At 72.9% G+C, this 24417-nt stretch carries 21 protein-coding genes and 2 pseudogenes; 18 read left to right on the top strand and 5 right to left on the bottom strand.

Annotated features, from left to right (window positions below; genetic code table 11):
- Positions 1 to 314 precede the first annotated feature (314 nt).
- From ACQP1P_RS38995 to ACQP1P_RS38985, 3 genes are all read left to right on the top strand, one after another.
- A complete protein-coding gene (locus ACQP1P_RS38995) occupies positions 315 to 746 on the top strand; it encodes a TraR/DksA family transcriptional regulator (protein ID WP_433079024.1) in 432 nt (143 codons plus the stop codon).
- A gap of 113 nt (positions 747 to 859) precedes the next feature.
- Positions 860 to 1330 carry a signal peptidase II gene (gene lspA, locus ACQP1P_RS38990; protein ID WP_433079022.1) on the top strand — a complete coding sequence of 157 codons (471 nt, stop codon included), beginning with the start codon at positions 860 to 862 and terminating at the stop codon, positions 1328 to 1330.
- Positions 1323 to 2252, top strand: coding sequence for an RluA family pseudouridine synthase (locus ACQP1P_RS38985; protein WP_433079020.1), 930 nt, complete (start codon positions 1323 to 1325; stop codon positions 2250 to 2252). Before lspA ends, ACQP1P_RS38985 begins: the two co-directional genes overlap by 8 nt.
- 66 nt (positions 2253 to 2318) lie before the next feature.
- Here the strand turns inward: ACQP1P_RS38985 and ACQP1P_RS38980 are convergent, their stop codons facing one another.
- On the bottom strand, positions 2319 to 3845 hold the full coding sequence (locus ACQP1P_RS38980) for a carbohydrate binding domain-containing protein (protein ID WP_433079018.1): 1527 nt from the start codon (positions 3843 to 3845) through the stop codon (positions 2319 to 2321).
- Positions 3846 to 3958: 113 nt separating this feature from the next.
- Between ACQP1P_RS38980 and ACQP1P_RS38975 the strand changes: the two genes are divergently transcribed.
- The 4 genes and pseudogenes from ACQP1P_RS38975 (at position 3959) to ACQP1P_RS38960 (ending at position 10632) form a co-directional block, all read left to right on the top strand.
- The gene (locus ACQP1P_RS38975) at positions 3959 to 4768 is read left to right on the top strand and encodes a hypothetical protein (protein ID WP_433079016.1); all 810 of its coding nucleotides are present in this window, start codon (positions 3959 to 3961) and stop codon (positions 4766 to 4768) included.
- Positions 4769 to 5202: 434 nt separating this feature from the next.
- Positions 5203 to 5964 (top strand): annotated as a pseudogene (locus ACQP1P_RS38970) (MinD/ParA family ATP-binding protein); the annotation flags it as partial.
- A gap of 139 nt (positions 5965 to 6103) precedes the next feature.
- Positions 6104 to 9388, top strand: a pseudogene (gene dnaE / locus ACQP1P_RS38965) (DNA polymerase III subunit alpha); the annotation flags it as partial.
- Between the two features lie 377 nt (positions 9389 to 9765).
- On the top strand, positions 9766 to 10632 hold the full coding sequence (locus ACQP1P_RS38960; RefSeq protein WP_433079014.1) for a hypothetical protein: 867 nt from the start codon (positions 9766 to 9768) through the stop codon (positions 10630 to 10632).
- 97 nt (positions 10633 to 10729) lie between these two features.
- Here the strand turns inward: ACQP1P_RS38960 and ACQP1P_RS38955 are convergent, their stop codons facing one another.
- Positions 10730 to 11428: an LON peptidase substrate-binding domain-containing protein gene (locus ACQP1P_RS38955; protein WP_433079012.1), complete on the bottom strand. Its 699-nt coding sequence runs from the start codon at positions 11426 to 11428 to the stop codon at positions 10730 to 10732.
- Positions 11429 to 11521: 93 nt separating this feature from the next.
- Here ACQP1P_RS38955 and ACQP1P_RS38950 point away from each other — a divergent pair, with 93 nt between their 5' ends.
- The 9 genes from ACQP1P_RS38950 to hisF all read left to right on the top strand — a co-directional run bounded on the left by ACQP1P_RS38950 (position 11522) and on the right by hisF (position 17858).
- The gene (locus ACQP1P_RS38950) at positions 11522 to 12163 is read left to right on the top strand and encodes a TetR/AcrR family transcriptional regulator (protein WP_433079010.1); all 642 of its coding nucleotides are present in this window, start codon (positions 11522 to 11524) and stop codon (positions 12161 to 12163) included.
- Positions 12164 to 12193: 30 nt separating this feature from the next.
- On the top strand, positions 12194 to 13495 hold the full coding sequence (gene hisD, locus ACQP1P_RS38945) for a histidinol dehydrogenase (RefSeq protein WP_433079008.1): 1302 nt from the start codon (positions 12194 to 12196) through the stop codon (positions 13493 to 13495).
- Complete coding sequence (locus tag ACQP1P_RS38940) at positions 13492 to 14568, top strand: histidinol-phosphate transaminase (protein WP_433079006.1); 1077 nt, start codon at positions 13492 to 13494, stop codon at positions 14566 to 14568. Before hisD ends, ACQP1P_RS38940 begins: the two co-directional genes overlap by 4 nt.
- On the top strand, positions 14565 to 15179 hold the full coding sequence (hisB, locus tag ACQP1P_RS38935; protein WP_433079004.1) for an imidazoleglycerol-phosphate dehydratase HisB: 615 nt from the start codon (positions 14565 to 14567) through the stop codon (positions 15177 to 15179). Before ACQP1P_RS38940 ends, hisB begins: the two co-directional genes overlap by 4 nt.
- Positions 15180 to 15261: 82 nt before the next feature.
- Positions 15262 to 15408, top strand: coding sequence for a hypothetical protein (locus tag ACQP1P_RS38930; protein ID WP_350617117.1), 147 nt, complete (start codon positions 15262 to 15264; stop codon positions 15406 to 15408).
- A 13-nt stretch (positions 15409 to 15421) separates the two neighbouring features.
- The gene (gene hisH, locus ACQP1P_RS38925) at positions 15422 to 16045 is read left to right on the top strand and encodes an imidazole glycerol phosphate synthase subunit HisH (protein ID WP_433079002.1); all 624 of its coding nucleotides are present in this window, start codon (positions 15422 to 15424) and stop codon (positions 16043 to 16045) included.
- A gap of 6 nt (positions 16046 to 16051) precedes the next feature.
- Positions 16052 to 16366: a hypothetical protein gene (locus tag ACQP1P_RS38920; RefSeq protein WP_433079000.1), complete on the top strand. Its 315-nt coding sequence runs from the start codon at positions 16052 to 16054 to the stop codon at positions 16364 to 16366.
- Positions 16367 to 16371: 5 nt separating this feature from the next.
- Positions 16372 to 17100 (top strand): bifunctional 1-(5-phosphoribosyl)-5-((5-phosphoribosylamino)methylideneamino)imidazole-4-carboxamide isomerase/phosphoribosylanthranilate isomerase PriA, encoded by a 729-nt coding sequence (gene priA / locus ACQP1P_RS38915; protein ID WP_433078998.1) that lies wholly within the window; start codon positions 16372 to 16374, stop codon positions 17098 to 17100.
- Positions 17097 to 17858, top strand: a complete 762-nt coding sequence (gene hisF / locus ACQP1P_RS38910; protein ID WP_433078996.1) for an imidazole glycerol phosphate synthase subunit HisF — start codon at positions 17097 to 17099, stop codon at positions 17856 to 17858. Before priA ends, hisF begins: the two co-directional genes overlap by 4 nt.
- 5 nt (positions 17859 to 17863) lie before the next feature.
- On the opposite strand, the gene ACQP1P_RS38905 is transcribed toward hisF, so the two are convergent.
- Both ACQP1P_RS38905 and ACQP1P_RS38900 read right to left on the bottom strand, forming a co-directional pair.
- Complete coding sequence (locus ACQP1P_RS38905; protein WP_433078994.1) at positions 17864 to 18349, bottom strand: hypothetical protein; 486 nt, start codon at positions 18347 to 18349, stop codon at positions 17864 to 17866.
- Between the two features lie 108 nt (positions 18350 to 18457).
- Positions 18458 to 19405, bottom strand: coding sequence for a LysR family transcriptional regulator (locus ACQP1P_RS38900; RefSeq protein ID WP_433078993.1), 948 nt, complete (start codon positions 19403 to 19405; stop codon positions 18458 to 18460).
- A 71-nt stretch (positions 19406 to 19476) separates the two neighbouring features.
- Here ACQP1P_RS38900 and ACQP1P_RS38895 point away from each other — a divergent pair, with 71 nt between their 5' ends.
- Both ACQP1P_RS38895 and ACQP1P_RS38890 read left to right on the top strand, forming a co-directional pair.
- On the top strand, positions 19477 to 20382 hold the full coding sequence (locus ACQP1P_RS38895) for an EamA family transporter (protein ID WP_433078991.1): 906 nt from the start codon (positions 19477 to 19479) through the stop codon (positions 20380 to 20382).
- Between the two features lie 10 nt (positions 20383 to 20392).
- Complete coding sequence (locus ACQP1P_RS38890; RefSeq protein WP_433090283.1) at positions 20393 to 21865, top strand: PLP-dependent aminotransferase family protein; 1473 nt, start codon at positions 20393 to 20395, stop codon at positions 21863 to 21865.
- 691 nt (positions 21866 to 22556) lie between these two features.
- Here ACQP1P_RS38890 and ACQP1P_RS38885 read toward each other — a convergent pair.
- Complete coding sequence (locus ACQP1P_RS38885; protein WP_433078989.1) at positions 22557 to 24398, bottom strand: AMP-dependent synthetase/ligase; 1842 nt, start codon at positions 24396 to 24398, stop codon at positions 22557 to 22559.
- Positions 24399 to 24417: the final 19 nt, after the last annotated feature.

Below are 24417 nucleotides of genomic sequence, written 5' to 3'. Positions count from 1 at the left end.
AGCGGGCTGATGCCGTGCCGACGGGGCGGTCAGCGAGCGGTGCCGGGCGGGGCAATGCCGCCGATGTGACGAGAGGTACCACTGTGACAAGAGCACAGCAAGCCACCTCTCGGCAAGCCGGGACGCCGTCCCGGGCGACGAAGGCGGCCGCCGCCCCGGCGAAGAAGGCCGCCCCCGCCGCCACGGCGAGCAAGGCCGTGCCGGCCGAACGGGCCTCGGCCCGCAGGCCGGTGGCGGCCGACTCCGCCCGCACCACCAGCACGACGACAGCGCCGACCACGTCAACCGCCGCCCGTGCGGCCGAGGGAGCCACCATGGCCAAGACCGCCGAACCGAAGACCACCGCGGCCAAGACCGCCGGGGCGAAGCCCGCCCGTGGCACGCGCACGGCAGCCGAGACGGAGAAGATCCGCGTGGCGCTGATCGAGCGCCGCGACGAGCTCAAGGCCGAGCACGACCAGACGCTCCTGGAGATCCACGAGCTGCAGCAGCACCGCCTGACCGACTCCGCGGGCGACGACCAGGCCGACACCGGGACCAAGACGGGCGAGCGCGAGCAGGAGATCACCATCGCCAACAACCTGGCCGACCGCATCCTGCAGGTCGAGCGGGCGCTGGAGCGGCTCGACGAGGGCGGCTACGGCTGGTGTGAGAAGTGCGGCAACCCCATCCCCGTGGAGCGCCTGGCCGCGTTCCCGTCCGCTACGCTCTGCGTCACCTGCAAGCAGTTGGAGGAGCGGCGCTGACCACTCAGGAGCCCACCCAGGACCGGGCCGAGCCGGCCCCGGACGCAGCGACCCCCGAGGCCGCGCCGTCCGGGTCGCGGACTCGGGCCTGGTCCGTGTTCGGCCTGGTCGCGGTGGCGATCATCGGGATCGACCTGGCCGTGAAGCAGTGGACGACCTCGACCATCGCCCACGGCGAGCCGCTGAAGCTGTTCGGCGGCCTGATCTACGTGGTCTACACCCGCAACAGCGGGGCCGCGTTCAGCATGCTGGAAGAGCACACCTGGATCTTCCCGATCATCGCGCTCGGCGTCGTGTGCTGGTTGTTCTGGATGATCAAGGGCACCGTCTCGACCGCCTGGGCGATCGCGCTCGGGCTGGTGCTGGGTGGCGCCGCGGGCAACCTCGGCGACCGGCTCTTCCGGGCGCCGGGGCCGTTCCGCGGGCACGTGGTCGACATGTTCAGCTTCCTGGACGACCACGCCGGGCACTTCCCGGTGTTCAACATCGCCGACTCGGCCCTGACCGTCGGCGTGGCCCTGGCGATCCTGCTGGAGTTCATGGGCCGGCGGCGGGACGGCACCCGGGCCAAGAAAGATGCGTGAGGTCCGGTCGCTGCCGGTGCCCGACGGCCTCGACGGCACCCGCCTCGACCAGGCCCTGACCCGGCTCTTCGGGTTCAGCCGCACCGCGGCCGCGGACCTGGTCGAGGCCGGGGACGTCTCGGTCGACGGCGAGGTGCGGGCCAAGGCCGACAAGGTCCGCGCCGGCGCCTGGCTCGAGGTGACGCTGCCGGCCCCGGCCGGGGCGGTCGCGGTCGAGGCGGTCGCCGTCGACGGGCTCGGCATCGTCTACAGCGACGACGACATCGTCGTGGTCGACAAGCCGGTCGGCGTGGCGGCGCACCCGAGCCCGGGCTGGACCGGCCCGACGGTGATCGGGGGGCTGGCGGCGATGGGCCAGACGGTCGCCACCAGCGGCGCGGCCGAGCGCCAGGGCGTGGTGCACCGGCTGGACGTGGGCACCACCGGGCTCATGGTCGTGGCGAAGAGCGAGCCGGCGTACAGCGCCCTGAAGCGCGCCTTCAAGGCCCGCGAGGTCGAGAAGCGCTACCACGCCGTGGTGCAGGGCCACCCGGACCCGCTGCGCGGCACGATCGACGCCCCCATCGACCGGCATCCGAGCCACGACTACAAGTTCGCGGTGGTCTCCGGCGGCCGGCCGAGCGTCACGCACTACGACACGATCGAGGCGTTCCCGGCCGCGAGCCTGCTCGACGTGAAGCTGGAGACCGGGCGCACGCACCAGATCCGGGTGCACTTCTCGGCGCTGCGGCATCCGTGCGTGGGGGACCTGACCTACGGCGCCGATCCGACCCTGGCCGCCCGGCTCGGGCTGTCGCGGCAGTGGCTGCATGCCCGGGAGCTCGGGTTCATCCATCCGCGCGACGGCGAGTACGTCTCGTTCGTCAGCGAGTACCCGGCCGACCTGGCGGCGGCGCTCGAGGTGCTGAGCGCCGCCGCGTAAGGGCCTCAGGCCGGCTCCAAGGGGCCTCAGGCCGTTTCGATGGGCCTCAGGCTGTTTCGATGGGCCTCAGGCCAGGGTCACGTCGTCGGCGTAGATCGTGCCGGTGCCGTACCAGCCGTGCACCCACACCTTGATCGAGGTGGCGCTGCCGGTGCTGACGGAGACGGTCAGCTTCGTCCAGGCAGAGCCGGACCCGGGCGACCACGCGCTCACGTCGCCCGCCGCCGTGGTGGCGCCGAGGAACGCGTAGCTGCCCTGGACCCAGGCCGTCAGCGTGTACGTCCGGTTGGGCTGGACGGCCACCGTCTGGCTGCACTGGGCGTTGTCGGACGCGGACGCGGCGGCCTTGAGCGCCTTGCTCCCGCCGTGCACGGGCGTGCTCACGACGCTGCAGAGGCTCCCGGTCCACGGCGCGAGCGAGCCGGTCTCGAAGGTGCCGTTGGCGAGCCCGGTCCCGGTGCTCTGGCTCTGGCTCGGGCTCGGTGAGGTGCTGCGGCTCGGGCTCGGCGAGGGCGACGCGCTGCTGCGCGTCGGGCTGGGCGAGCCCGGGGTGCCGCCGCCGCTGGTGAAGGGCGCGAAGATGTGCGAGAACTGCCAGGTGCTCTGGGCGACGCCGGAGCAGGTGTCCGAGGCCGCGCCGCCGGGGCAGCCGCCGTTGTCGCGCTGCAGCGCCCAGAACGACAGCTCGGCGATGCCCTGCTGGGTGGCCCAGGAGGCGACCGCGTTCGCGTCGGCGATGGTGAACGTCTCCGCCGGCCCGAAGTCGTCGACCCCGATCATCTCGGTGACGCCGATCATGGACCACAGCTGCTGGCTGGTCTTGCCGGGGTACAGCTGCTGCAGTTGCGTGTGCAGCCCGTTGGACGCCGTCTTGGTGTCGTCGGCCATCTTGTGCGGCTGGTTGTCGTAGTAGTCGAAGGTCATCTGGTTGACGATGTCGATCCGCGCGTTGTTCGCGACCGCGTTGCGCAGCACCGCGAGCCCGCTGTCGGCCAGGCCGCTCGTGGTCGTCGGCAGCGTGTAGACGAACTGGATGCTCCGCCCGCTGGCCGCGGCCCAGTCCTCGACGATCTTGATCGCCTTGTTGCGCCGGTCGATGCCGGCCGTGTTGGTCAGCGAGTTGTCCTCGACGTCGAGGTCGATGCGGGTCACGTCGTAGGTGGTGATGACCTTCTCGAACTGCGCCGCGATCTGGTTGACGTCGGTGCAGCTGTCGGCGATCTCGGTGCCGCCGTTGTCGGCCGCGTAGCCGCCGAACGAGGGGATCACGTCGCCGCCACGGGCCCGGATGGCGGCGATGTCGCTGCCGAACGTCGAGTTCGCGATCGGCATGCCGGTGTCGCCGTTCCAGTACACCGTGCACGAACCGCGGCTCGCGGTCTGGATGAAGGCCATGGTCAGGTACTTGTCGCCGGACTGCTGGGACAGCCCGTCGAGGCTGTCGCCGTTGTACGCCTCGAAGTACGGGGCGAACACGTGGGCGGGGATGGCGGTCGCGGCCTGGGCGGACGGCGTGACCGCGAGGACGACCCCGGTGGCGGCGAGCGCCACCGCGGCGGCCGCGATCGTGCGGATGCTGGTCGATCTACGCATGAGACCTCACCTCGGACTGTTAGTAAACCTTCCTGATAGAAATCCTTCACTGCGTCGATGTCAAGACCCCATGAGTCACCCTTAAGGCGGCACTGTGCGACCCTCGTGGGGCGATGAAGCGGCTCCAGCAACTCGACCAGCGGCTCCTGCCGCCGGTCGGCAACGTCCTCGCCCGGGTGTTCCGGGGCGCCCAGCGGCTGCGCGCGTTCACCGTCGTGGTCGGGATCGTCGCGGTGACCGCGACCCTGCTCGCCGTGCACCGCGGCGAGCGGCCCCGCAGCGACCCGTCCCTCGGCGACGTCCTGCGCGTCGGGGTCGCCGAGGGCGGCTCGATCCCGGGCTACGTGCAGGCGGGCCGCGACGAGTTGGCCGCGCTGCCGGGTGACGCGCCGGTCTACGCGCTCGTGTCGTTCACCGCCTACCTGGCCCCCGAGCGGCTCACACCGGTGCTCGCGGACGCCGCGGTGTCGAGCGTCTTCGCACGGGTACCGCTGCCGGGCACCCAGACCGAGCTCGTCCGTCTGGACGCGTACAAGTTGCCCGACGACGTGGTGTCGGCCATGGACGACACCGCCCGGCGCAAGACGGACGAGGCGCGGCACTACCGCGACCTGCTCGCCCGGCCCGGCGACATCCCCGAGGAGAACCGGCAGCTGTACCTCTCCGGCGCGATCGTCGCCGACCAGGAGGCGACCGCCTACCGCGAGCACTGCTCGTGCGTGTACGCGGCCGTCGTCCATGCCCCGCCCGCCGCCCTGCGCGCCGTCGCCGCCCGGCCCGAGACCCGCGTCGTCGACCCCCTCACCGAACTGCAACGGCTCGATCGCACCGTGTTCACGCCCCCGCTGCCCGAGCAGACTACGGTCGCGGAACCGGTCAGCGAGGGCGCCGGCACCGTTGTCGCGTCCCCCGGTCCGTCCTGAGGCGATATCCCTTCGGCCTGTCGTGCAGTTGATGCAGGGGATGGGCTCGCAGGAGTGGTCCGAATAGTCTTCGGTCCGTAGCCTGGGGGTCGGGTTGACGCGTGCGCGTGTGAGGAGGGGCCGGGGTGGAGGACAGGTCGGCAGATCCGGCTCCCCGCTGGCGCTCGCTGCTGGACCGGGCGCTGCTGGGGCGATCGAGCCCGGGTGATCTGGATTACGACGGAAGGTTCGGGCGCCCCTCGGCCCCATATCCGGGCCGGCCCCAATACGATGACGAACCAATGCCTCCCACCAACGGCACCCGCCCGTACGATGACGCGCCGCTCCGCACCGCCGGGCCCGCGCGCCGTGAGCCCATGGTCGAATACCAGGAGCCCCGTCCGGCCGACCCGACCGAGCAGATGGTGCAGATCCTGCGCCGCGACATCCCCACCCCGAAGGTGCTGGCCTTCGCCAACCCCAAGGGCGGGGTGCACAAGACGACCGCGACGGTGCTGACCGCCGCCACGATCGGCAGCGTGCGCGGCAAGGGCGTCATCGCCTGGGACGACAACGAGCTGCGCGGCACGCTCGGCCTGCGGGCCGGCAGTGCCCGGCACGCGCGCACGATCCGCCACCTCATCGCCGACCTCGTGCGCGTCGAGCACGCGAGCGGCTACGACCTGTACGACATGCTCGACGACTATCTGCGCCACGCCTCCGACGGCTCCTACGACGTGCTCGCCGGCGAGGAGAACCCGCGCTTCGCCCAGCGCCTCGACCCGCACACCGTGCGCCGGGTGCTGGAGCTGCTGCGCCGCACCCACGACGTGATCTGCGTCGACACCGGCAACAACGTGGAGAGCCCCAACTGGCAGACGGTCCTGCAGACCGCCGACCAGCTCGTGGTCACCAGCGTGCCCCGCGAGGACGCCGCGTTCACCGCCGACTGGATGCTCGACCTGCTCGACGAGGCCGGGATGGAGGAGCTGGTCGCCAACGCGGTCACGCTGCTGTCCTGCCCGACGCCCAACCCGACCCCGCTCATCGACGACCTCGCCGGGCACTTCCGCACCCGGACCCGCGCCGTCGTGGTCGTGCCCTACGACCCGGCGCTGGAGAGCGGCTCCAACATCGAATACCCGATGCTGGCGCCGGCGACCAAGCGCGCCTGGCTGCGGGCGGCGGCGGTCATGATGGACCCCTACGCCCGGTAGGCTCCCGGACCGCGCTCCGCGGCACCCTCCGGTGCTCGCCGACCTGGTCGCGGCGAGCGGTGCCGCCGAAAATGTCGTACCCCCGCGATAGGTTCGGGCCGTGGGTTTCGTCCATCTGCACGTGCACACCGAGTATTCGATGCTCGACGGGGCCGCGCGCCTCGGGCCGCTCTTCGCCGAGGCGGCCCGGCTCGGCCAGCCCGCGCTGGCCATCACCGACCACGGCAACATGTTCGGCGCCCACGACTTCTACCACTCGGCCGCGAAGGCCGGGATCAAGCCGATCATCGGCGTCGAGGCCTACCTGACCCCCGGCACCCACCGCGGCGACCGCACCCGCGTGCGCTGGGCCGACGGCGGCGAGAACGACGTCTCCGGCGGCGGCGCCTACACCCACCTCACGCTGCTGGCCGAGACCGCGACCGGCCTGCGCAACCTGTTCCGCCTCTCGTCGCGGGCCAGCACGGAGGGGTATTTCTACAAGCCCCGCGCCGACCGGGAGCTGCTCGCCGAATACGCCCCCGGCGTCATCGCCACGACCGGCTGCCCGTCCGGGGAGATCCAGACCTGGCTGCGCATCGGCGACTTCGAGCGGGCCTGCGCGGCCGCCGCCGAGCTGCGCGACATCTTCGGCCCCGGCAACCTCTACCTGGAGCTGATGGACCACGGCCTCGGCATCGAGCAGCGGGTCCGCGCCGACCTGCTGCGCCTCGGTCACCGCCTCGGCCTGCCGCCGGTCGCGACCAACGACCTGCACTACACGTTCGCCGCCGATGCCGACGCCCACGAGGCGCTGCTGGCCGTGCAGTCCGCGACCACCCTCGCCGACCCGAAGCGCTTCAAGTTCGACGCCCGCGACTTCTACCTCAAGTCCGCCCTCGAGATGCGCCGCATCTGGGACGCCGAGGTCCCCGGCGCCTGCGACAACACCCTCGCCGTGGCCGAGCGCGTCGGCGACTACGCGGAGGTCTTCGCCCACCGCAGCCTGATGCCCGCCTTCCCCGTCCCGCCCGGCACCACCGAGGAGGCCCAGCTGCGGGCCGCCGTCGAGCGCGGCCTGGCCCGCCGCTTCCCGGGCGGCGTCCCGCGGCCGCACACCGAGCAGGCGAGCTACGAGCTCGGCGTGATCACCGGGGCCGACCTCGCCGGCTACTTCCTCGTCGTCGCCGACCTCGTCGCCCACGCCCACCGGGAGGGCATCCGCGTCGGCCCCGGCCGCGGCTCCGCCGCCGGATCGCTGGTCGCCTACGCGCTGGGCATCACCGAGCTCGACCCGCTCGCGCACGGGCTGCTCTTCGAGCGCTTCCTCAACCCCGAGCGGCCCAGCATGCCCGACATCGACATGGACTTCGACGAGCGCCGGCGCGGCGAGATGATCCGCTACGCGACCGAGCAATACGGCGAGGACCGGGTGTCGCAGATCATCACCTACGGCACCATCAAGGCCAAGGCCGCGATCAAGGACGCCGCCCGGGTGCTGGGCTTCCCGTTCTCCCTCGGCGAGCGGATCAGCAAGACGGTGCCGCCGCCGGTGCTCGGCCGCGACATGCCCCTGCACGGCGTCTTCGACCCGGCCCACCCCCGCTACAAGGAGGGCGGCGAGCTGCGGCGGCTCTACGAGTCGGAGCCGGAGGTGCGCACCGTCGTCGACACCGCCCGCGGCCTGGAGGGCCTCAAGCGGCAGTGGGGCGTGCACGCCGCCGGCGTCATCCTGTCCCGGGAGCCGCTCATCGACGTGCTGCCGATCCAGAAGCGGGAGCAGGACGGCGCGATCATCACCCAGTGGGACATGGGCGCCTGCGAGGCCATGGGCCTGCTCAAGATGGACTTCCTCGGCCTGCGCAACCTCACCATCATCGACGACGCCCTCGACGCCATCCGTCACAACCGCGGCATCGACGTGGTCATCGAGGACGCGCCGCTCGACGACGGGCCGACCTACGCGCTGCTGTCGCGCGGCGACACCCTCGGCGTGTTCCAGTTCGAGGCGACGCCGGTCCGGCAGCTGCTGCGCTCGATGGCCCCCGACGGCTTCGCCGACGTCTCCGCCGTCGGGGCGCTCTACCGGCCCGGCCCGATCGCGGCCAACGCCCACAACGAATACGCCGACCGCAAGAACGGCCGCCGCCCGGTCACGCCGATCCACCCGGAGCTCGCCGCCCCGCTCGATGACATCCTCGGCGACACCTACGGGCTGATCGTCTACCAGGAGCAGGTGATGGCGATCGCCCAGCGGGTCGCCGGCTACACCCTCGGCGCCGCCGACCGGCTCCGCCGGGCCATGGGCAAGAAGAAGAAGGAGATCCTCGACCAGGAGTTCACGCTGTTCGCCCCGGCGATGCGCGAGCGCGGCCACTCCGAGGGCGCGATCCGCACGCTGTGGGACATCCTGGTCCCGTTCTCCGACTACGCGTTCAACAAGGCGCACAGCGTGGCCTACGGGCTCGTCGCCTACTGGACGGCCTACCTGAAGGCCAACTTCCCGGCCGAATACATGGCCGCCCTGCTCACCTCCGTCGGCGGCGACAAGGACCGCTCCGCCCTCTACCTCGCCGAGTGCCGGCACATGGGCATCCGCGTCCTGCCGCCCGACGTCAACGCCTCCCAGGGCCGCTTCGCCGCCGCCGGCACCGACATCCGCTTCGGCCTCGGCGCCGTGCGCAACGTCGGCGCCGCCGCCGTCGAGTCCATCCTGCGGGCCCGCCGCGAGCGGGGCGCGTTCGCGGACTTCTACGACTTCCTGGCCAAGGTCGACCAGGTCGTGTGCAACCGCAAGACCATCGAGTCGCTCATCAAGGCCGGTGCCTTCGACTCCCTGGGCCACTCCCGCCGCGGCCTGCTCAGCGTCCACGCCGATGCCCTCGACGCGGTCTCGAGCGTCAAGCGCAACGAGGCCATGGGCCAGTTCGACCTCTTCGGCGCCCCGCTGCTGAGCGCCCCGCCCGTCCCCGCGATGGAGTGGGACAAGCCCGAGCGTCTCGCCTTCGAGCGCGAGATGCTCGGCCTCTACGTCTCCGACCACCCGCTGCGCGGCCTGGAGCACATCCTGCGCGCCGCCGCCGACCGCCCGATCGCCGCCCTGGCCGAGGAGGGCACCGTCGCCGACGGCGCCGTGGTCCGCCTGGCCGGCATCCTGTCGGGCGTGCAGCGCCGCGTGACGCGCCAGGGCCGCCCGTGGGCCCAGGCGGTGCTGGAAGATCTGGACGGCAGCATCGAGGTCATGTTCTTCCCGGACACCTACGAGCTGGTCGACCAGTGGGTGGCGGAGGACGCGGTCGTGGCGGTCAAGGGCCGCGTGGACCGCCGGGAGGAGGCCCCGCGCCTGATGGCCATGGACCTGACCCTGCCGGACCTGACCACCCCGCCCCCGTCGGCGCCACTGCCGCCCTGGCCCACCGTCCCGCCGACCGCCTCCTCCACCCCCGCTCCTTCGCCTGCCCCTTCCGCCCACGCCGCTTCGTCGCCGGCCCCTTCCGCCCACGCCGCTTCCTCGCGCGGCCTCTCCTCGCACGACTCGTCCTCGCACGACTCGTCCTCGCACGACTCCTGCTCGCAGCCCGGCAGCTCGCGGCCGCCCGTCTCACGCGACCCATTTCCGGGCGCGGCGGGGCGGGGAACTTCGGGGGATTCGGCGGCATCGGGGCGGGATGCGGGGGTTTCGCCGGGTTCGCAGGGCGATGTCGACTCGCTTGCCGGGTGGAGGCGCCGGCCTGGCAGGATGGGATCGTGAGCATCGCCCCGATTTCGCCCGTCGATCAGGCCGAGGCCGTTCGACCGGCGCGCGTACCGATCCTTCGGGAGGTGCTCGTCGCTCTGCTCGCCGCCGTGGTGGTCGCGGGCCTGGGTGCGCCCTTCGGCCTGCTGTGGTCGAAGCTGGCGCCGCACGTGGAGCTGGTGCAGACGCAGTACGGGCCGTATCCGATCGACCCGGAGCCCGAGGGCTACTGGGCCGACGACGGCTGGTTCGTGCTCATGGCGATCGGCATGGGCATCCTGGTCGCGCTCGCGGCGTGGTTCCTGCTGCGGCGATACCGGGGCCCGCTCATGCTCCTCGGCCTGGTCATCGGCTCCGCGGGCGCCTCGGTGCTCGGCGCCTGGCTCGGCAACAGGATCGGCTGGGCGCACTACACGGACCTGGCCGCGCACGCCCCGGTCGACACGCACATCTTCCGCCCGGTGAAGCTGCGCACGGGCGTCTCGTCGCTGCTGTTCGGCTTCATCCCCTGGGTCCGCGGCACGATGCTCATCCAGAGCCTGGCGGCGGCCGCGGTCTACACGGGCCTCGCTGGCTTCCACGTGTCGCCGACGCTGCGCTACGACAACATCCCGCCCGAGTACCTCTCGCCCCCGCCGCCCGGCGCCCCGTCCGCGGCCTCGGGTCCGTACCCGGGCTCGCCGTCGCCCTACCCGCCGGCCCCTGACGGTCACGCCGCCCAGTTCCCCGGCGCCCCGCACCCGGCGGCGCCCGGTCCGCTCGCGGCGGCGTACGACCAGGCCCAGCAATTCCCGGCCGCCCCGGGTGCGGCCCAGCCAGGTTCGGGCGCGGCGCAGTTCGACCAGGCTGCGCACCACCCCGGTCCGCCCGCGCCATCGACGTCGGCCGAGTCGCAGACGCCGGACCCGCCCGTGTGGCCGCAGTCGCCGAACGCGGAGCCTCCGCGACCCTGACCCCGGAACCGAACCGGCGACGCGGCCGTCCGACGTCGGCGGCGGGTCCGAAACCGCATCGCCCTGGCTGTGGCCCGGGTGCCGAAGCGGGCGGGGATCAGTTCGGGCTTGAGGGGACCGCGAGGTCGGAGAGTGACACCGGGACCGCGCGGACCTGGCCGAGCAGGGCCGTCTCGCGGCGGAGCAGGGCGCGTTCGGCCTTCAGGCGGCTCGCCGTGTCCGGCTCGGACAGCAGGGCCTGACGATCCTCCAGCGTCAGCGACGCCGTCGCCGCGACGAGGTGCGACAGGACCGTCGGGTCGTCCGGCAGCTGCTCGCCGTCCTCGTCGGCGCGGACCGCCCGCAGGTAGTCCTGGTAGGCCGCCAGCACCCCCGCGGCCAGCTCGCCCTCGCGGTCCGGCTCGCCCTTCGGCTCGGGCAGCCACTCCACCTCGCCGGTCAGGTACGGCGCGTCGTTGCGCGCCAGCCCGAGCAGCCGGAACCGGCGCCGGCCCAGCGTCATGAGGTCGAAGCGGCCGTCGGGCAGCTCGGTGATCTGCCGGATCTCCGCCGCGCAGCCGACCTCGTACAGCGACAGCGACTCCCCGGCCGTGATCGACGCGTCCGCGGCCTCCGCCTGCCGGCCGACCTCCCAGCCGCGCCGGATCGCGATCACCCCGAACTCGCGCGGCAGGCTCGCCGGCAACTCGGTGAGATGCTGCACGAGCGTCCGGTACCGCGGCTCGAACACGTGCAGCGGCAGCACCAGCCCGGGAAACAGCACGGTGCCCAGCGGAAAGAGCGGCAGCAGCTCCACGAGCCGAAGCGTAGCCGAGCACGGGCGGCACCGTCGCTCAGGACGCGCGGCGGCGTATGAGACCGGAATGGTCCGTTCCGGTAAGGTCGGGTCATGGGACGCCAGCGCGAGGCCGAGCGCAACGACGGGGTCATCCTCGCCGCCGCGCGGGACGTGTTCATCGAGGACCCCAAGGCGCCGATCGCCGCCGTGGCCGAGCGGGCCGGTGTCGGCATCAGCGCGCTCTACCGGCGGTACAACGGCAAGGAAGCGCTGCTGAGGACCCTCTGCCACGACGGGCTCACGCGGTTCATCGCCGAGGCCGAGGCGGCCGCCGCGCTCGAGGACGGGTGGGAGGCGCTGACCGGCTTCCTCCGCGCGGTCGTCGACGCCGACGTGCACTCGCTCACCGTGCACCTCGCCGGGACGTTCACCTCGACGCCGGAGATGATCGCCGACGCGGTGCGGGCCGGGGGGCTGGTCGAGGGGCTGGTCGAGCGCGCCCACGCGAGCGGGCGGCTGCGCCCCGACGCCGGGGCGACGGACATCACGCTGGTACTGGAGGGCTGCGCGGCGATCCGCGTGCCGGACCGGGAACGGACGGGGCAGCTTCGCCGGCGGTACCTCGCCGTCATCCTCGACGGCCTGCGCGCCGGCGAGCGCGGGGACCTCCCCGGACCGGCCCCGGCACCGGACGAGCTCAACTGGCGCTGGGCGCAATCCCGACAGCCCGCAGGGCGGGACGGCGGCGCATAACCGCTGGCGACGCCGAATAGACTCGCAAGGGTGTTGAACCGGATCGACCTGCGCGGCTCCGCCGAGGACCCGCGCCGTCTGCTGCCCCGAGCCGCCATTGACGTATCCGTCGCCACCGAGCAGGTGCGCCCGACCGTCGAAGCGGTCCGTGAGCATGGCGCGTCGGCGATCCGCGAGGCGGCCAGGCGCTTCGACGGCGTCGACGTCAAGCAGCTGCGCGTGCCGCGCGAGGAGATCGAGCGGGCCGAGGCCGAGCTCGAGCCGGACGTGCGCGCCGCGCTGCTGGAGTCGATCGCCCGGGCCCGCAAGGTGCACGAGGACCAGCGCCGCACCGAGACCACGACCGTCCTCGCCGAGGGCGGCACCGTCACCCAGCGCTGGCTGCCGGTCGGCCGGGTCGGGCTCTACGTGCCCGGCGGCCTGGCCGTCTACCCGTCCAGCGTCGTCATGAACGTCGTGCCGGCCCAGGCCGCCGGGGTGGCCTCGATCGCCGTGACGAGCCCGCCGCAGAAGGACACCGGCCTGCCCAACGTGAACATCCTGGCGGCGTGCGCGCTGCTCGGGGTCGACGAGGTGTATTCGGTCGGCGGCGCGCAGGCGATCGCGATGCTCGGCTACGGCTTCGGCGACGAAGAGCCCGGGTGCGCCCCGGTCGACATGATCACCGGCCCGGGCAACATCTGGGTGACCGCCGCGAAGCGCATGCTGCGCGGCACCGTCGGCATCGACGCCGAGGCCGGCCCGACCGAGATCGCGATCCTCGCCGACGACACCGCCGACCCGCGCCACGTCGCCGCCGACCTGATCAGCCAGGCCGAGCACGACCCGCTCGCGGCCAGCGTGCTCGTCACCACCAGCGCCGAGCTCGCCGACGCGGCCGACGCCGAGGTCGCCCGCCAGGTCGCCGCGACCAAGCACCTCGAGCGCGTCACCGAGGCGCTGAGCGGGACGCAGTCCGCGATCGTCCTCGTCGACGACCTCGAGCAGGGGCTGCGGGTCGTCGACGCGTACGGCGCCGAGCACCTCGAGATCCAGACCCGCGACGCGCGCGCCGTGGCGGAGCGGGTGCGCAACGCCGGGGCGATCTTCGTCGGGGCGTGGTCGCCGGTCTCGCTCGGCGACTACTGCGCCGGCTCCAACCACGTGCTGCCGACCGGCGGCTGCGCGCGTCACCAGTCCGGGCTGTCGACGCAGACGTTCCTGCGCGGGGTGCAGCTGATCGAGTACAGCCGCGACGCCCTCCGGGAGGTCGCCGGGCACGTGGTGGCCCTGTCCACCGCCGAGGACCTGCCCGCCCACGGCGCCGCCGTCACCGTCAGGTTCGACGCATGACCACGCTGGACGACCTGCCACTGCGCGACGAGCTGCGAGGAATGTCGCCGTACGGCGCGCCCCAGCTCGACGTGGCCGTGCGCCTCAACACCAACGAGAACTCCTACCCCGTGCCCGAGGCGGCCGTCGCGGAGATGGAGAAGGCGCTCTGCGCGGTGCTGCGGGACCTGAACCGGTATCCCGACCGCGACGCCGTCGCCCTGCGCACCGACCTCGCCGCCTACCTCGGACACGGCCTGACCTGGCACAACGTCTGGGCCGCGAACGGCTCCAACGAGATCCAGCAGGAGCTGCTGCAGACCTTCGCCGGGCCCGGGCGCACCGCGCTGGGGTTCACACCCTCGTATTCCATGCACCCGCTGCTCGCCGCGGGCACCGGCACCGCGTGGGTCGACGGCCGCCGCGCCGAGGACTACACCCTCGACGCCGAGCACGTGGTGGCGAAGATCCGCGAGCACGACCCGGACCTGGTGTTCCTCTGCTCGCCCAACAACCCGACCGGCACCGCGCTGCCCCTCGACGTCGTCGAGGCCGCGGCCGGGGCGGCCCGCGGGATGGTCATCGTCGACGAGGCCTACGCCGAGTTCGCGCGCAGCGGCACCGTCTTCGCCCTGAGCCTGATCCAGCGGTACCCGCGGCTGGTCGTCACGCGCACGATGAGCAAGGCGTTCGCGCTCGCCGGCGGGCGGGTCGGCTACCTGGCCGCCGACGCCGCCGTGGTCGACGCGGTGCAGCTCGTGCGGCTGCCGTACCACCTCAGCGCCATGACCCAGGCCGTGGCCCGGGCCGCCCTGGCGCACACCGACGCCCTGCTGTCGACCGTGGACGCGGTCAAGGAGCAGCGCGACCGCATCGTGGCCACCCTGCGCGGCTGGAACCTGCCGGTCGCCGACAGCGACGCCAACTTCGTGCTGTTCGGCGCCCCGGCCGGCGACAGCAAGGGGGTCTGGCAGGCCCTGCTCGACCGCGGCGTGCTCATCCGCGACGTCGGGCTGCCCGGCTGGCTGCGCGTCACCGCCGGCACGCCCGAGGAGACCTCCGCTTTCCTGAACGCACTCGAGGAGCTGTTGTGAGCCGTACCGCACGGATCGAGCGGGTTACGAAGGAGACCAAGGTCCTCGTCGAGCTCGATCTCGACGGCACCGGGGTCGGCGAGATCTCGACCGGCGTCGGCTTCTACGACCACATGCTCAACCAGATCGCCAAGCACGGCGGCTTCGACCTGCGGGTCAACACCGTCGGCGACCTGGAGATCGACGCCCACCACACCGTCGAGGACACCGCGCTCGCCCTCGGCGCCGCGTTCGCGGAGGCGCTCGGCGACAAGGCCGGCGTCACCCGCTACGGCCACGCCCAGGTCCCGCTCGACGAGGTCCTCGCCTCCGCCGTCGTCGACCTGTCGGGCCGCCCCTACGTGGTCCACGACGAGCCGGCGAACATCGCCCCGCACATCGGCGGCAACTACCCGACGAGCCTCACCCGGCACATCTGGGAGTCCTTCGGGCACTCGGCCCGGGTCACGCTGCACGTGAGCATCCTGCGGGCCGGTCGCCACGGCGCCCAGCCCGACGCCCACCACATCGTCGAGGCCCAGTTCAAGGCCGTCGCCCGCGCCCTGCGCCAGGCGTGCGCGATCGACCCCCGCAACGCCGGGGTCGTGCCCAGCACCAAGGGTGCACTGTGAGCGGTCCGGAGCGCAGCGGAGGGGCCGCTCACCAGAGGTTCAGTTCGACCGCGTCGGCGCCGGAGCTTGCGGAGGCGACGACGTGAGTATCGCGCTGCTGGCGCTCGCCGGGCTGCTGCTCGGCGGGGCGCTGTCGCTGCGGCAGCAGAGCAAGTCGAAGGTACCGTTCGTCATCACGCTGCTGCTGGCCGCGATCTCCGCGGCCGCCGGCGTGCTGTGGCTCAACTGAGGGGAGGCGGATCGTGGCGAAACACGTGGTGATTCTCGACTACGGCTCCGGCAACCTGCGCTCGGCGGAGCGGGCCGTGGCCCGCGCCGGCGCCGACGTCGAGGTCACCGACGACCTCGGCCGGGCCGCCCGCGCGGACGGCCTGGTCGTGCCGGGCGTCGGTGCCTACGCGGCCTGCATGGCCGGCATCGAGACCCTCGGCGCCGGCCCGGTGATCGCCGAACGGGTCCGCACCGGCGCGCCCGTGCTCGGCATCTGCGTCGGCATGCAGATCCTGTTCGACGCCGGCGAGGAGCACGGCGTCGTCACCAAGGGCCTCGGTCTCGCGCCCGGCACGGTGACCCGCCTGCGGGCGCCGGTCGTGCCGCACATGGGCTGGAACACGGTCGCCTGGCCCGAGGGCTCGGTCCTCGGCGCCGGCCTGCCGGACGACACCCGCTTCTTCTTCGTGCACTCCTACGCCTCGACGGTCACCGACGCCCAGGCCGAGGCCGGGGTCCGCGTCGCGACCACGGTGCACGGCGAGCCGTTCGTCGCCGCGTTCGAGACCGACGCCCTGCGGGCCACCCAGTTCCACCCCGAGAAGTCCGGCGACGCCGGGGCGACCCTGCTCGCCAACTGGCTCGGGACGCTCTGATCCCCCTTGTCCAAGGAACGGGCGAAACGGCGCGCGCTGCTGGAGGCCGAGCGCGCCGAGCGGATGCGCCGGCACGAACGCCGACAGGCCCGCCGGGCCGCCGTGCGCCGGCTGGTGCCCAAGGTCCGCGTCGGGCGGACCGGTAAGATCTTCGCGCGCCGCTCCTGGAAGCAGCGCATCATCATCGCCATCCTCGTGCTGGCGGTCCTGACCCTGGTCTGGACGTCGATCGACTCCTGGCCGGCCCGGATCGGCATCAGCGCGATCCTCATCGTCGCCACCCCGGCGCTCACCGTGCTCGTTCTGGACCGAAGGATCTGACTCTCATGGCCCTGCAGCTCCTGCCCGCCGTCGACGTCGCCGACGGCCAGGCCGTCCGTCTCGTCCAGGGCGCCGCCGGCAGCGAAACCACCTACGGCGACCCGCTCGAGGCCGCCCTGGCCTGGCAGCGGCAGGGCGCGGAGTGGATTCACCTCGTCGACCTCGACGCCGCCTTCGGCCGCGGTTCCAACGCCGAACTGCTCGCCGACGTGGTCCGCCGCCTCGACGTGCAGGTCGAGCTCTCCGGCGGCATCCGCGACGAGGCCTCGCTGAAGGCGGCGCTGTCCACCGGCGCGACCCGCGTCAACCTCGGCACCGCGGCGCTGGAGAACCCCGACTGGTGCGACCACGTCTGCGCCACCTACGGCGAGCAGGTCGCGGTCGGCCTCGACGTGCGCGGGCACCAGCTCGCGGCCCGCGGCTGGACCAAGGAGGGCGGCGACCTCTTCGAGGTGCTCGACCGGCTCGAGAAGGCGGGCTGCGCGCGGTACGTGGTCACCGACGTGATGCGCGACGGCACCCTCACCGGCCCGAACCTGACCCTGCTGCTCGAGGTCACCGGCCGCACGAAGAAGCCGGTGATCGCCAGCGGCGGCGTGTCCAAGCTCGACGACCTGCGCCAGCTCGCGGCGCTCGAGCCCGCGGGCGTGGAGGGCGTGATCGTGGGCAAGGCCCTGTACGCCGGCGCCTTCACCGTCACCGAGGCCCTGACGGCGCTGCAGGAGTCGGCGTGACCGTAGCCGTGCGGGTCATTCCGTGCCTCGACGTCGACGCCGGGCGGGTCGTGAAGGGCGTCAACTTCCTCAACCTGCGTGACGCCGGCGACCCGGTCGAGCTCGGCGCCGCCTACGACGCCGCGGGCGCCGACGAGCTCGTCTTCCTCGACGTGACCGCCTCCTCGGACGGGCGGGCCACGATGCTGGACGTCGTGCGCCGTACCGCGGAAACGGTCTTCATCCCGCTGACCGTCGGCGGCGGCGTGCGCAGCGCCGGCGACGTCGACACGCTCCTGCGCGCCGGCGCGGACAAGGTCGGGGTGAACACGGCCGCGATCGCCCGCCCGGAGCTCATCGCCGAGATCGCGCAGCGCTTCGGCAACCAGGTCCTCACGCTCTCGCTCGACGTGCGGCGCGGCGCGGGCCGGCCCAGCGGCTTCGAGGTCACCACCCACGGCGGGCGCCGGGGCACGGGCCTGGACGCCGTCGAGTGGGCGGCGCGGGTCGCCGAGCTCGGGGCGGGGGAGATCCTGCTCAACTCGATGGACGCCGACGGCACCAAGGACGGCTTCGACCTGGAGCTGATCCGGGCCGTACGCGAGGTCGTCGACATCCCGGTGATCGCCAGCGGCGGGGCCGGGAAGGTCGCCGACTTCGCGCCGGCCGTCGCGTCGGGCGCCGACGCGGTGCTCGCGGCCAGCGTGTTCCACTTCGGCGAGCTGACGATCGGCGACGTGAAGGGTGCCCTGCGCGCCGCCGGGCACCCGATCCGGTAAAAGGGTCAGTCGGCCTTCTTGCCGGCGGCGACGGCGATGCCGACGATCCAGCCGACGAACAGGCCGTAGCCCGACGCCGCCGCGGCGGCGTTGAGCGCCCCGAGCATCGTCGGGTCGGCGATGATGAACGCCGTCGTGAAGGCGGCGAGCGCGGCGCCGAAGATCAGCGCCGCCCAGCCGACCACGACCGCGCCACCGCCGCCGGCCACCGTCTTGGCGGAGACGGCGAGGACCAGCGCGACGAACAGGATCAACAGCAGCGCGCGCAGGTCGTTGGCGAGCAGTTCCCGGGCGGCGTTGCCGGAGCCGTCACGCGGACTGATCCACCAGCGCGGCCAGGCCAGCATGCGCAGGAAGAAGCCCCAAACGGTCGAACCGTCGCTGTGCCGGTCGACCCACTCAGTGAAGATCTGGTTGCCGAAGATCAGCACCAGCAGGACCGTCGCCAGGATGCCGGCGCCGGTCGCGGTCCGGGAACGGAAGAGGGCCATACCAATGAATGTAAGGGGCGGCCCGAATCCGCGCAGACGTGAATACGCTGAATGAACAATGGGTGCGAACCGGGCCCGGACCACGTTTACGACCTGGGAAAACTTGCCTCACACCACATGAATCGCGGCCCCTCCGGCCACCCAGTCGGGTAGGTCGCCCGACGCCGGGCGCAGCGCCCAGGCCTCCTGCAGCGCCGTGACGGTCGCCCCGATCGCCGGCCGGGTCGCGGCCGCCGCCCGCCACGCGACGCTCACCCGCCGGGCCGCCTCCGGGGCCACCGGGCGCGCGAGCACCCCGGGCGGCAGCGCGGTGCGGGCCAGGCGCGGGATGAACGCCACCCCGAGCCCCTCGGCGACGAACGTCAGCTGCGTCTCGAACTCGTTGACCAGGATCGCCGGGCGCAGCCCGGGCAGCATCCGCAGCAGCCACTCGTGGCAGACGGTCCCCGGCGTCGAGCCGATCCAGCGCTCCTCGCGGACCTCGTCGAGGGTGACCGGGCCGGCGCCGTCGGCGAGCGGGTGCCCGGCCGGCAGGATCAGGTCCCCGACGTCCAGGCCCAGCTCGACGCTCGCGACGCCGGGCGGGTACGTCACCGGGATCTCCAGCCACTCGTCGATCAGCGCGACGTCGACGATCCCGCGCAGGATGCCGGCGAAGCTCGCCTCCCGGTCCGTCTCCAGCAGCGTCGGCTCCAGCGCCGGATGCTCCGCCGCGAGCCGCCGCAGCGCGTGGGGGAGCAGGCCCCGGCACGCCGTCGGGAACGACGAGATGCTCAGCCGCCCCGACACCGTCTCCTGGTGCGCGGCGAGCGCCGCCTCGGCCTCCTCGACCGCCGCGAGGACCCGGCCCGCGTGCTCGGCGAGGACCCGCCCGGCCTCGGTGAGCCGCAGCCGCCGGCCGTCCTTCTCCACGAGCGTGGTGTGCGTCTCCCGCTCCAGCTTCGCGATGTGCTGGGAGACCGCCGACGGCGTGATGTGCAACGCGCCCGCCGCGGCCGTGACCGTGCCGAACGTCTGGACCGCGCGGAGCGCCTGGAGGCGCGACAGGTCGAGCATGAAGCAATGCTAAAACCTGGATGCAGTACTTTTCGATGGTCCTTCACGGTTCGAGGGCCAATCATCGAGCCATGAAACCTCGCGACCTCGCCCTGGCGATCGTGGTCTCGCTCATCTGGGGCGTCAACTTCGTGGTCATCCGCGTGGGCCTGGACAGCATGTCGCCGCTGCTGTTCTGCGCCCTGCGCTTCGGGGTCGCCGCGCTGCCCGCGGTGTTCCTCGTCGGCCGGCCCAAGGCGCCCTGGCGCTGGGTGATCGCGACCGGGATCGCGCTCGGGGTGGTGAAGTTCTCGCTGCTCTTCGCCGGCATGGCGGCCGGGCTGCCGTCCGGGCTGTCGGCGCTGGTCCTGCAGAGCCAGGTCGTCTTCACGCTGGTCTTCGCGACGGTACTGCTGCGCGACCGCCCCGGCCCGAGGCGCGTCGGCGGCGTGGTGCTGGCCGCGGCCGGGATCGTGCTGATCGCCACCCAACTCGGCCTCGACCGCCCGCTGGGCGCGTTCCTGCTGGTCGTGGCGGCCGGCGCGGCCTGGGGCCTGGCCAACGTCGCGATGCGCAAGGCCGCGGCCGCCGACATGCTCAACTTCATGGTGTGGGTGAGCGCGGTCGCCACCCCGCCGCTGGTGCTGCTGACGCTGACCGTCGACGGGCCCGCGTACGTCTGGAGCACCCTTCGGGGCCTGGACCTCGTCGCCGTCGCGGCCATCGCCTACATCGCCTACCTCAGCACGCTGCTCGGCTTCGGGGTGTGGGGGCGGCTGATCGGCCGCTACGGGGCCGGGACCGTGGCGCCGTTCGCGGCGCTGGCGCCGGTGTTCGCGATCCTGTCGTCCGCGCTGTTCCTGCACGAGAGGATCCACTGGTACGACCTCGTGGGCGGCGCCGCGATCGTCGGCGGTGTGCTCCTCGGCGCAGTGGTGAAATTGGACTTGCCCTCGGAGGCCACTGATGCCAGGCTGAGGCCAATCGAGCGCGTTTAGGGGGCCAATGTTGTCGGCAATTGTCCGCGGTGCCCAACTGGCCCGCATGCTCAACGCCTGGCAGGTCGCCGTCGGGGTGCGCGGCCCGAGCGGGAAGCGGCCCGAATACGTGGTGCTCGCCAACGCGGTCCGCGGCCTGCTCATCGACGGCCGCCTGGCCCTGGGCGTGCGGCTGCCCGCGGAACGGGAGCTGGCGGCGGCGCTGGGCATCAGCCGTACCACCGTGACCGCCGCCTACCGCGAGCTGCGCGAGAGCGGGCACGTGTCCAGCCGCAGGGGCGCGGGCAGCTGGACCGAGCTGCCGGCCGGGCACCGGGTGGGCACGTCGGGGCTGTGGACCCCGAGCGACGACGCCGGCCTGATCGACCTGGGCTGCGCCGCGATGCCGGCCCCACCGGAGCTCGCGGCGGCCGCGGCGGAGGCGGTGGCGGACCTGGAGCCGTACCTGTGCGGCCCCGGCTACCAGCCGATGGGCCTGCTGGTCCTGCGCGAGGCGATCGCGTGCGCCTACACCGCCCGCGGCCTGCCCACGGCCCCGGACCAGGTCATGATCACCGGCGGCGTGCAGCAGGCCCTGGACCTGCTGCTGCGGCTCCTGGTCGCACCGGGTCAGCGCGCGCTGGTGGAGACCCCCACGTATCCGAACGCCCTGAGCGCGTTCCTGGCCGGCCGGGCGAGGATCAGCTCCTACGCCATCGGCCCCGACGGCTGGGACGCCGACCTGCTGCTGTCGACGGTGCGGGCCGCTCAGGCGCGGGTGGCGTACCTGATTCCGGAGTTCCACAACCCGACGGGCCACCTGATGCCGGCCGCGCTGCGCGAGAAGCTGCCGCCCGCGGCGCACGCCGCCGGCACGGACCTGATCATCGACGAGTCCTTTGTGGACCTTGCTCTCGACCCGGACGTGGCCGCGGCGATGCCGCCGGCGGTCGCGGCGTTCGACCGCACCGCGCGGGTGCTCACGATCGGCGGCATGAGCAAGGCCTTCTGGGGCGGCCTGCGCATCGGCTGGGTGCGCGGCCCGGCCCCCTTGATCGCCCGCCTCGCCGCGGCTCGCGTCGGCGTGGACATGGCCTCGCCGGTGCTCGACCAGCTCGTGGCCGCGCGCCTCCTGCAGCGCCGCGACACGATCGTGGCCGCGCGGCGCAAGCAGCTGCTGGTGCAGCGCGACACCCTGGCCGCGGCGCTGCGGGCCGAACTGCCGGAGTGGCGCTTCGTCCTGCCGCGGGGCGGGATGGTCATCTGGGCCGAGCTGGACGCGCCGGTGTCGAGCGCGCTGGCTCGCTCGGCCGAGGAGCTGGGCGTGCGCGTGGCGCCGGGGCCCCGTTTCGGCGCGGACGGCACGATGGAGCGCTTCATGCGGCTGCCGTTCACGCTGCCGGAGGCGGACCTGGTCGAGGCGGTGCGGCGGCTTGCGGAGGCCCGCACCGACCTGGACCGGCCGCGCCGGCACGCCTGGTCGGCGCAGACGGTGCTGGCCTGACCCGCTCGCGGCCCGGGCGTGCGGGCGGCGCTCGCCTGACCTGCGCCCCGGGGGCCGCGATCGCAGCGGTCCGGGCTCCGGCCCGAGCGCGCGTGGTCGAGCCCCAAGGCCGCGCCGGCACTCCTGGTCGGCGCAGACGGTGCTGGCCTGACCCGTTCCCGGCCCGGGCGTGCGGGCGGCGCTCGTCCGACCTGTGCTCCGGCCAACGCGCACTCGCGGCCGGGCTGGACCTCGGCCGGAGCCGCGCGACCCGAGCCCGAAGCCCGCGCCGAACGAGCCCAGATCCCACGCCGGACGAGCTCGAATGCCGCGCCCGATCGAGCCCGAAGCCCGTGCCGCATGAGCCCAAACCCGTGCTGCATGAGCCCGAAACCCGTGCCCCATGAGCCCGAGCGACGCGCCGGACGAGACCCAATCCCAGGTCAGAGCCGTGATCCAGGATCAAGCCGCGTGGCTCGCGCGGGCGTGCGCGCACTCAGCAGACTTCGAGACCAGGACGACCATCACTAGCGCGAACCTAAGCGAGCGGACACGAGGACCACGCCGCGTCGGTGCCGTTCCGTTTCATTCACCACGGTACACCCGGCCTCCAAGTTGATCTCAGTTCGCGTGACCGGGCGATTACGCGTCGTGGCCCCCGGGGATGGCGGTTCCCGGGGGCCACGACACTGTGGGGTGTGAATAGAGGTCCTTATATCTCCGCGAGCGTCCCGGCGTACATCCGGTCGATGTCGGCCGCGAAGGACTTCTCCACGACCCGGCGCTTCACCTTCAGCGACGGCGTCAGCTCTCCGTCCTCGATGGACAGGTCCCGGCCGAGGATGCTGAACTTCTTGATCTGCTCCCAGCGGTTGAGCTTCGCGTTGAGCTCGCGCACGTAGCCGTCGACGAGCTCGAAGGCCTCGGGGGAGGAGACGATCTCCGCGTAGGACTTGCCGGCGAGCGGCGTGCCCGCGGCCCAGCCGGCGATCGCGTCCGGGTCGAGCGAGACGAGCATCGTCACGTAGTTGCGGGCCTGGCCGACGACGATGGCCTGGGAGGTGTACGGGCAGACCGACTTGAACAGGCCCTCGATGTGGCTCGGCGCGACGTACTTGCCGCCCGACGTCTTGATCAGGTCCTTCTTGCGGTCGGTGATGCGCAGGTAGCCGGCGTCGTCGAGCTCGCCGATGTCGCCGGTGCGGAACCAGCGGTCCTCGGTGAACGCGGCCGCGGTCTCGTCGGGCAGGTTGTGGTACCCCCGCATCACCGGCGTGCCCCGCAGCAGCACCTCGCCGTCGGAGTCGAGGCGGATCTCGAGGTCGCCGAGGATCTGCCCGACGGTGCCGATGCGCGCCTTGCCCTCCCGGTTGACGAAGGAGCCCGCGGACGTCTCCGTGAGCCCGTACCCCTCCAGGATCGGCAGTCCGGCGGCGAAGAAGAACTCGGCGATCTCCGGGGCGAGCGGCGCCGAGCCGGAGACCATCGCGCGCATCCGGCCGCCGAGACGGGCGCGCAGCTTGCTGAAGACCAGCTTGTCGGCGATGCCGAGCTGGAACTTGAGCAGGCCGCCGGGCTCGCGGCCGGCCAGCCGCTCGGCGGAGGCGCGCTTGCCGACCCCGAGGGCCCAGGTGAAGATCTTGAGCTTGGCCCCGCCGTCGGCCTGGGCGCCGGTCACCACGCGGTTGTAGACCTTCTCGAAGACCCGCGGCGCCGCGCACATGAGCGTCGGGCGGATCCGGCCGAGGTTGTCGATGAGCTTGTCCACGCGGCCGTCGACGTACGTGGGCAGCCCCACGTACAGGATCCCGCACAGCAGCGTCTTGCCGAACGAGTGCGACAGCGGCAGCCAGAGGTACTGCAGGTCGTCGGCGGCGAGCAGGCCCGTGTCCTGCTGCGTCTTGCCCTGCCAGACCCAGCCGGCGTGCAGCAGTTCGACGCCCTTCGGGCGCCCCGTCGTGCCGGACGTGTAGATGAGCGTCGCCAGCCGGTCGCCCTCGATGCCCGCGACGATGCCGTCGATGAGCCCGGGGTCCGCGGCGATCGCGGCGCGCCCGGCGGATTCCAGGTCCGCCATGGTCATCGTCGGTTTGGCTTCGGTACCGTCCGGAGCTCCGTCGATCAGCACGATGTGCGTCAGGTTCGGCAGTTCCGCGTCCTTGAGCTTCGCCGCCTGCTCGGGGTTCTCGGCGAAGAGCACCTTGGAGCCGGAGTCCGCGACGATGTACACGGCCTCCTCGGGCTCGGTCGTGGGGTACACGGTCGTCGTCGCCGCGCCCGCGAGCATGATGCCGAGGTCGGCGAGGATCCAGTCCAGCCGCGTGTTCGCCAGCACCGCGACACGGTCCTCGGGCGCGACGCCCAGCGTGGTCAGGCCGGCCGCGATGGCCCGGGCGTGCCCGTCGACCTCGCGCCAGGTCATCCAGATCGGGTCCCCGGCGTCGTCGGGGGCGGGGCGGCCGAAGGCGGGGGCGTCGGGGGCCGCGGCGACCCGGTGCAGGAACATGTCCGGGATCGAGCGGTACGGCAGTTCGAGCCGCTGGGTCTGGGTCATGATCGGGCTGCCTTCCGGG

The organism is Dactylosporangium sp. CA-052675 (assembly GCF_050947935.1).
In the GTDB taxonomy this organism is placed as follows: Bacteria; Actinomycetota; Actinomycetes; order Mycobacteriales; family Micromonosporaceae; genus Dactylosporangium.
The sequence above is the reverse complement of the archived record's forward strand: the minus strand, read 5'-3'. Positions and strand labels throughout refer to the sequence as shown.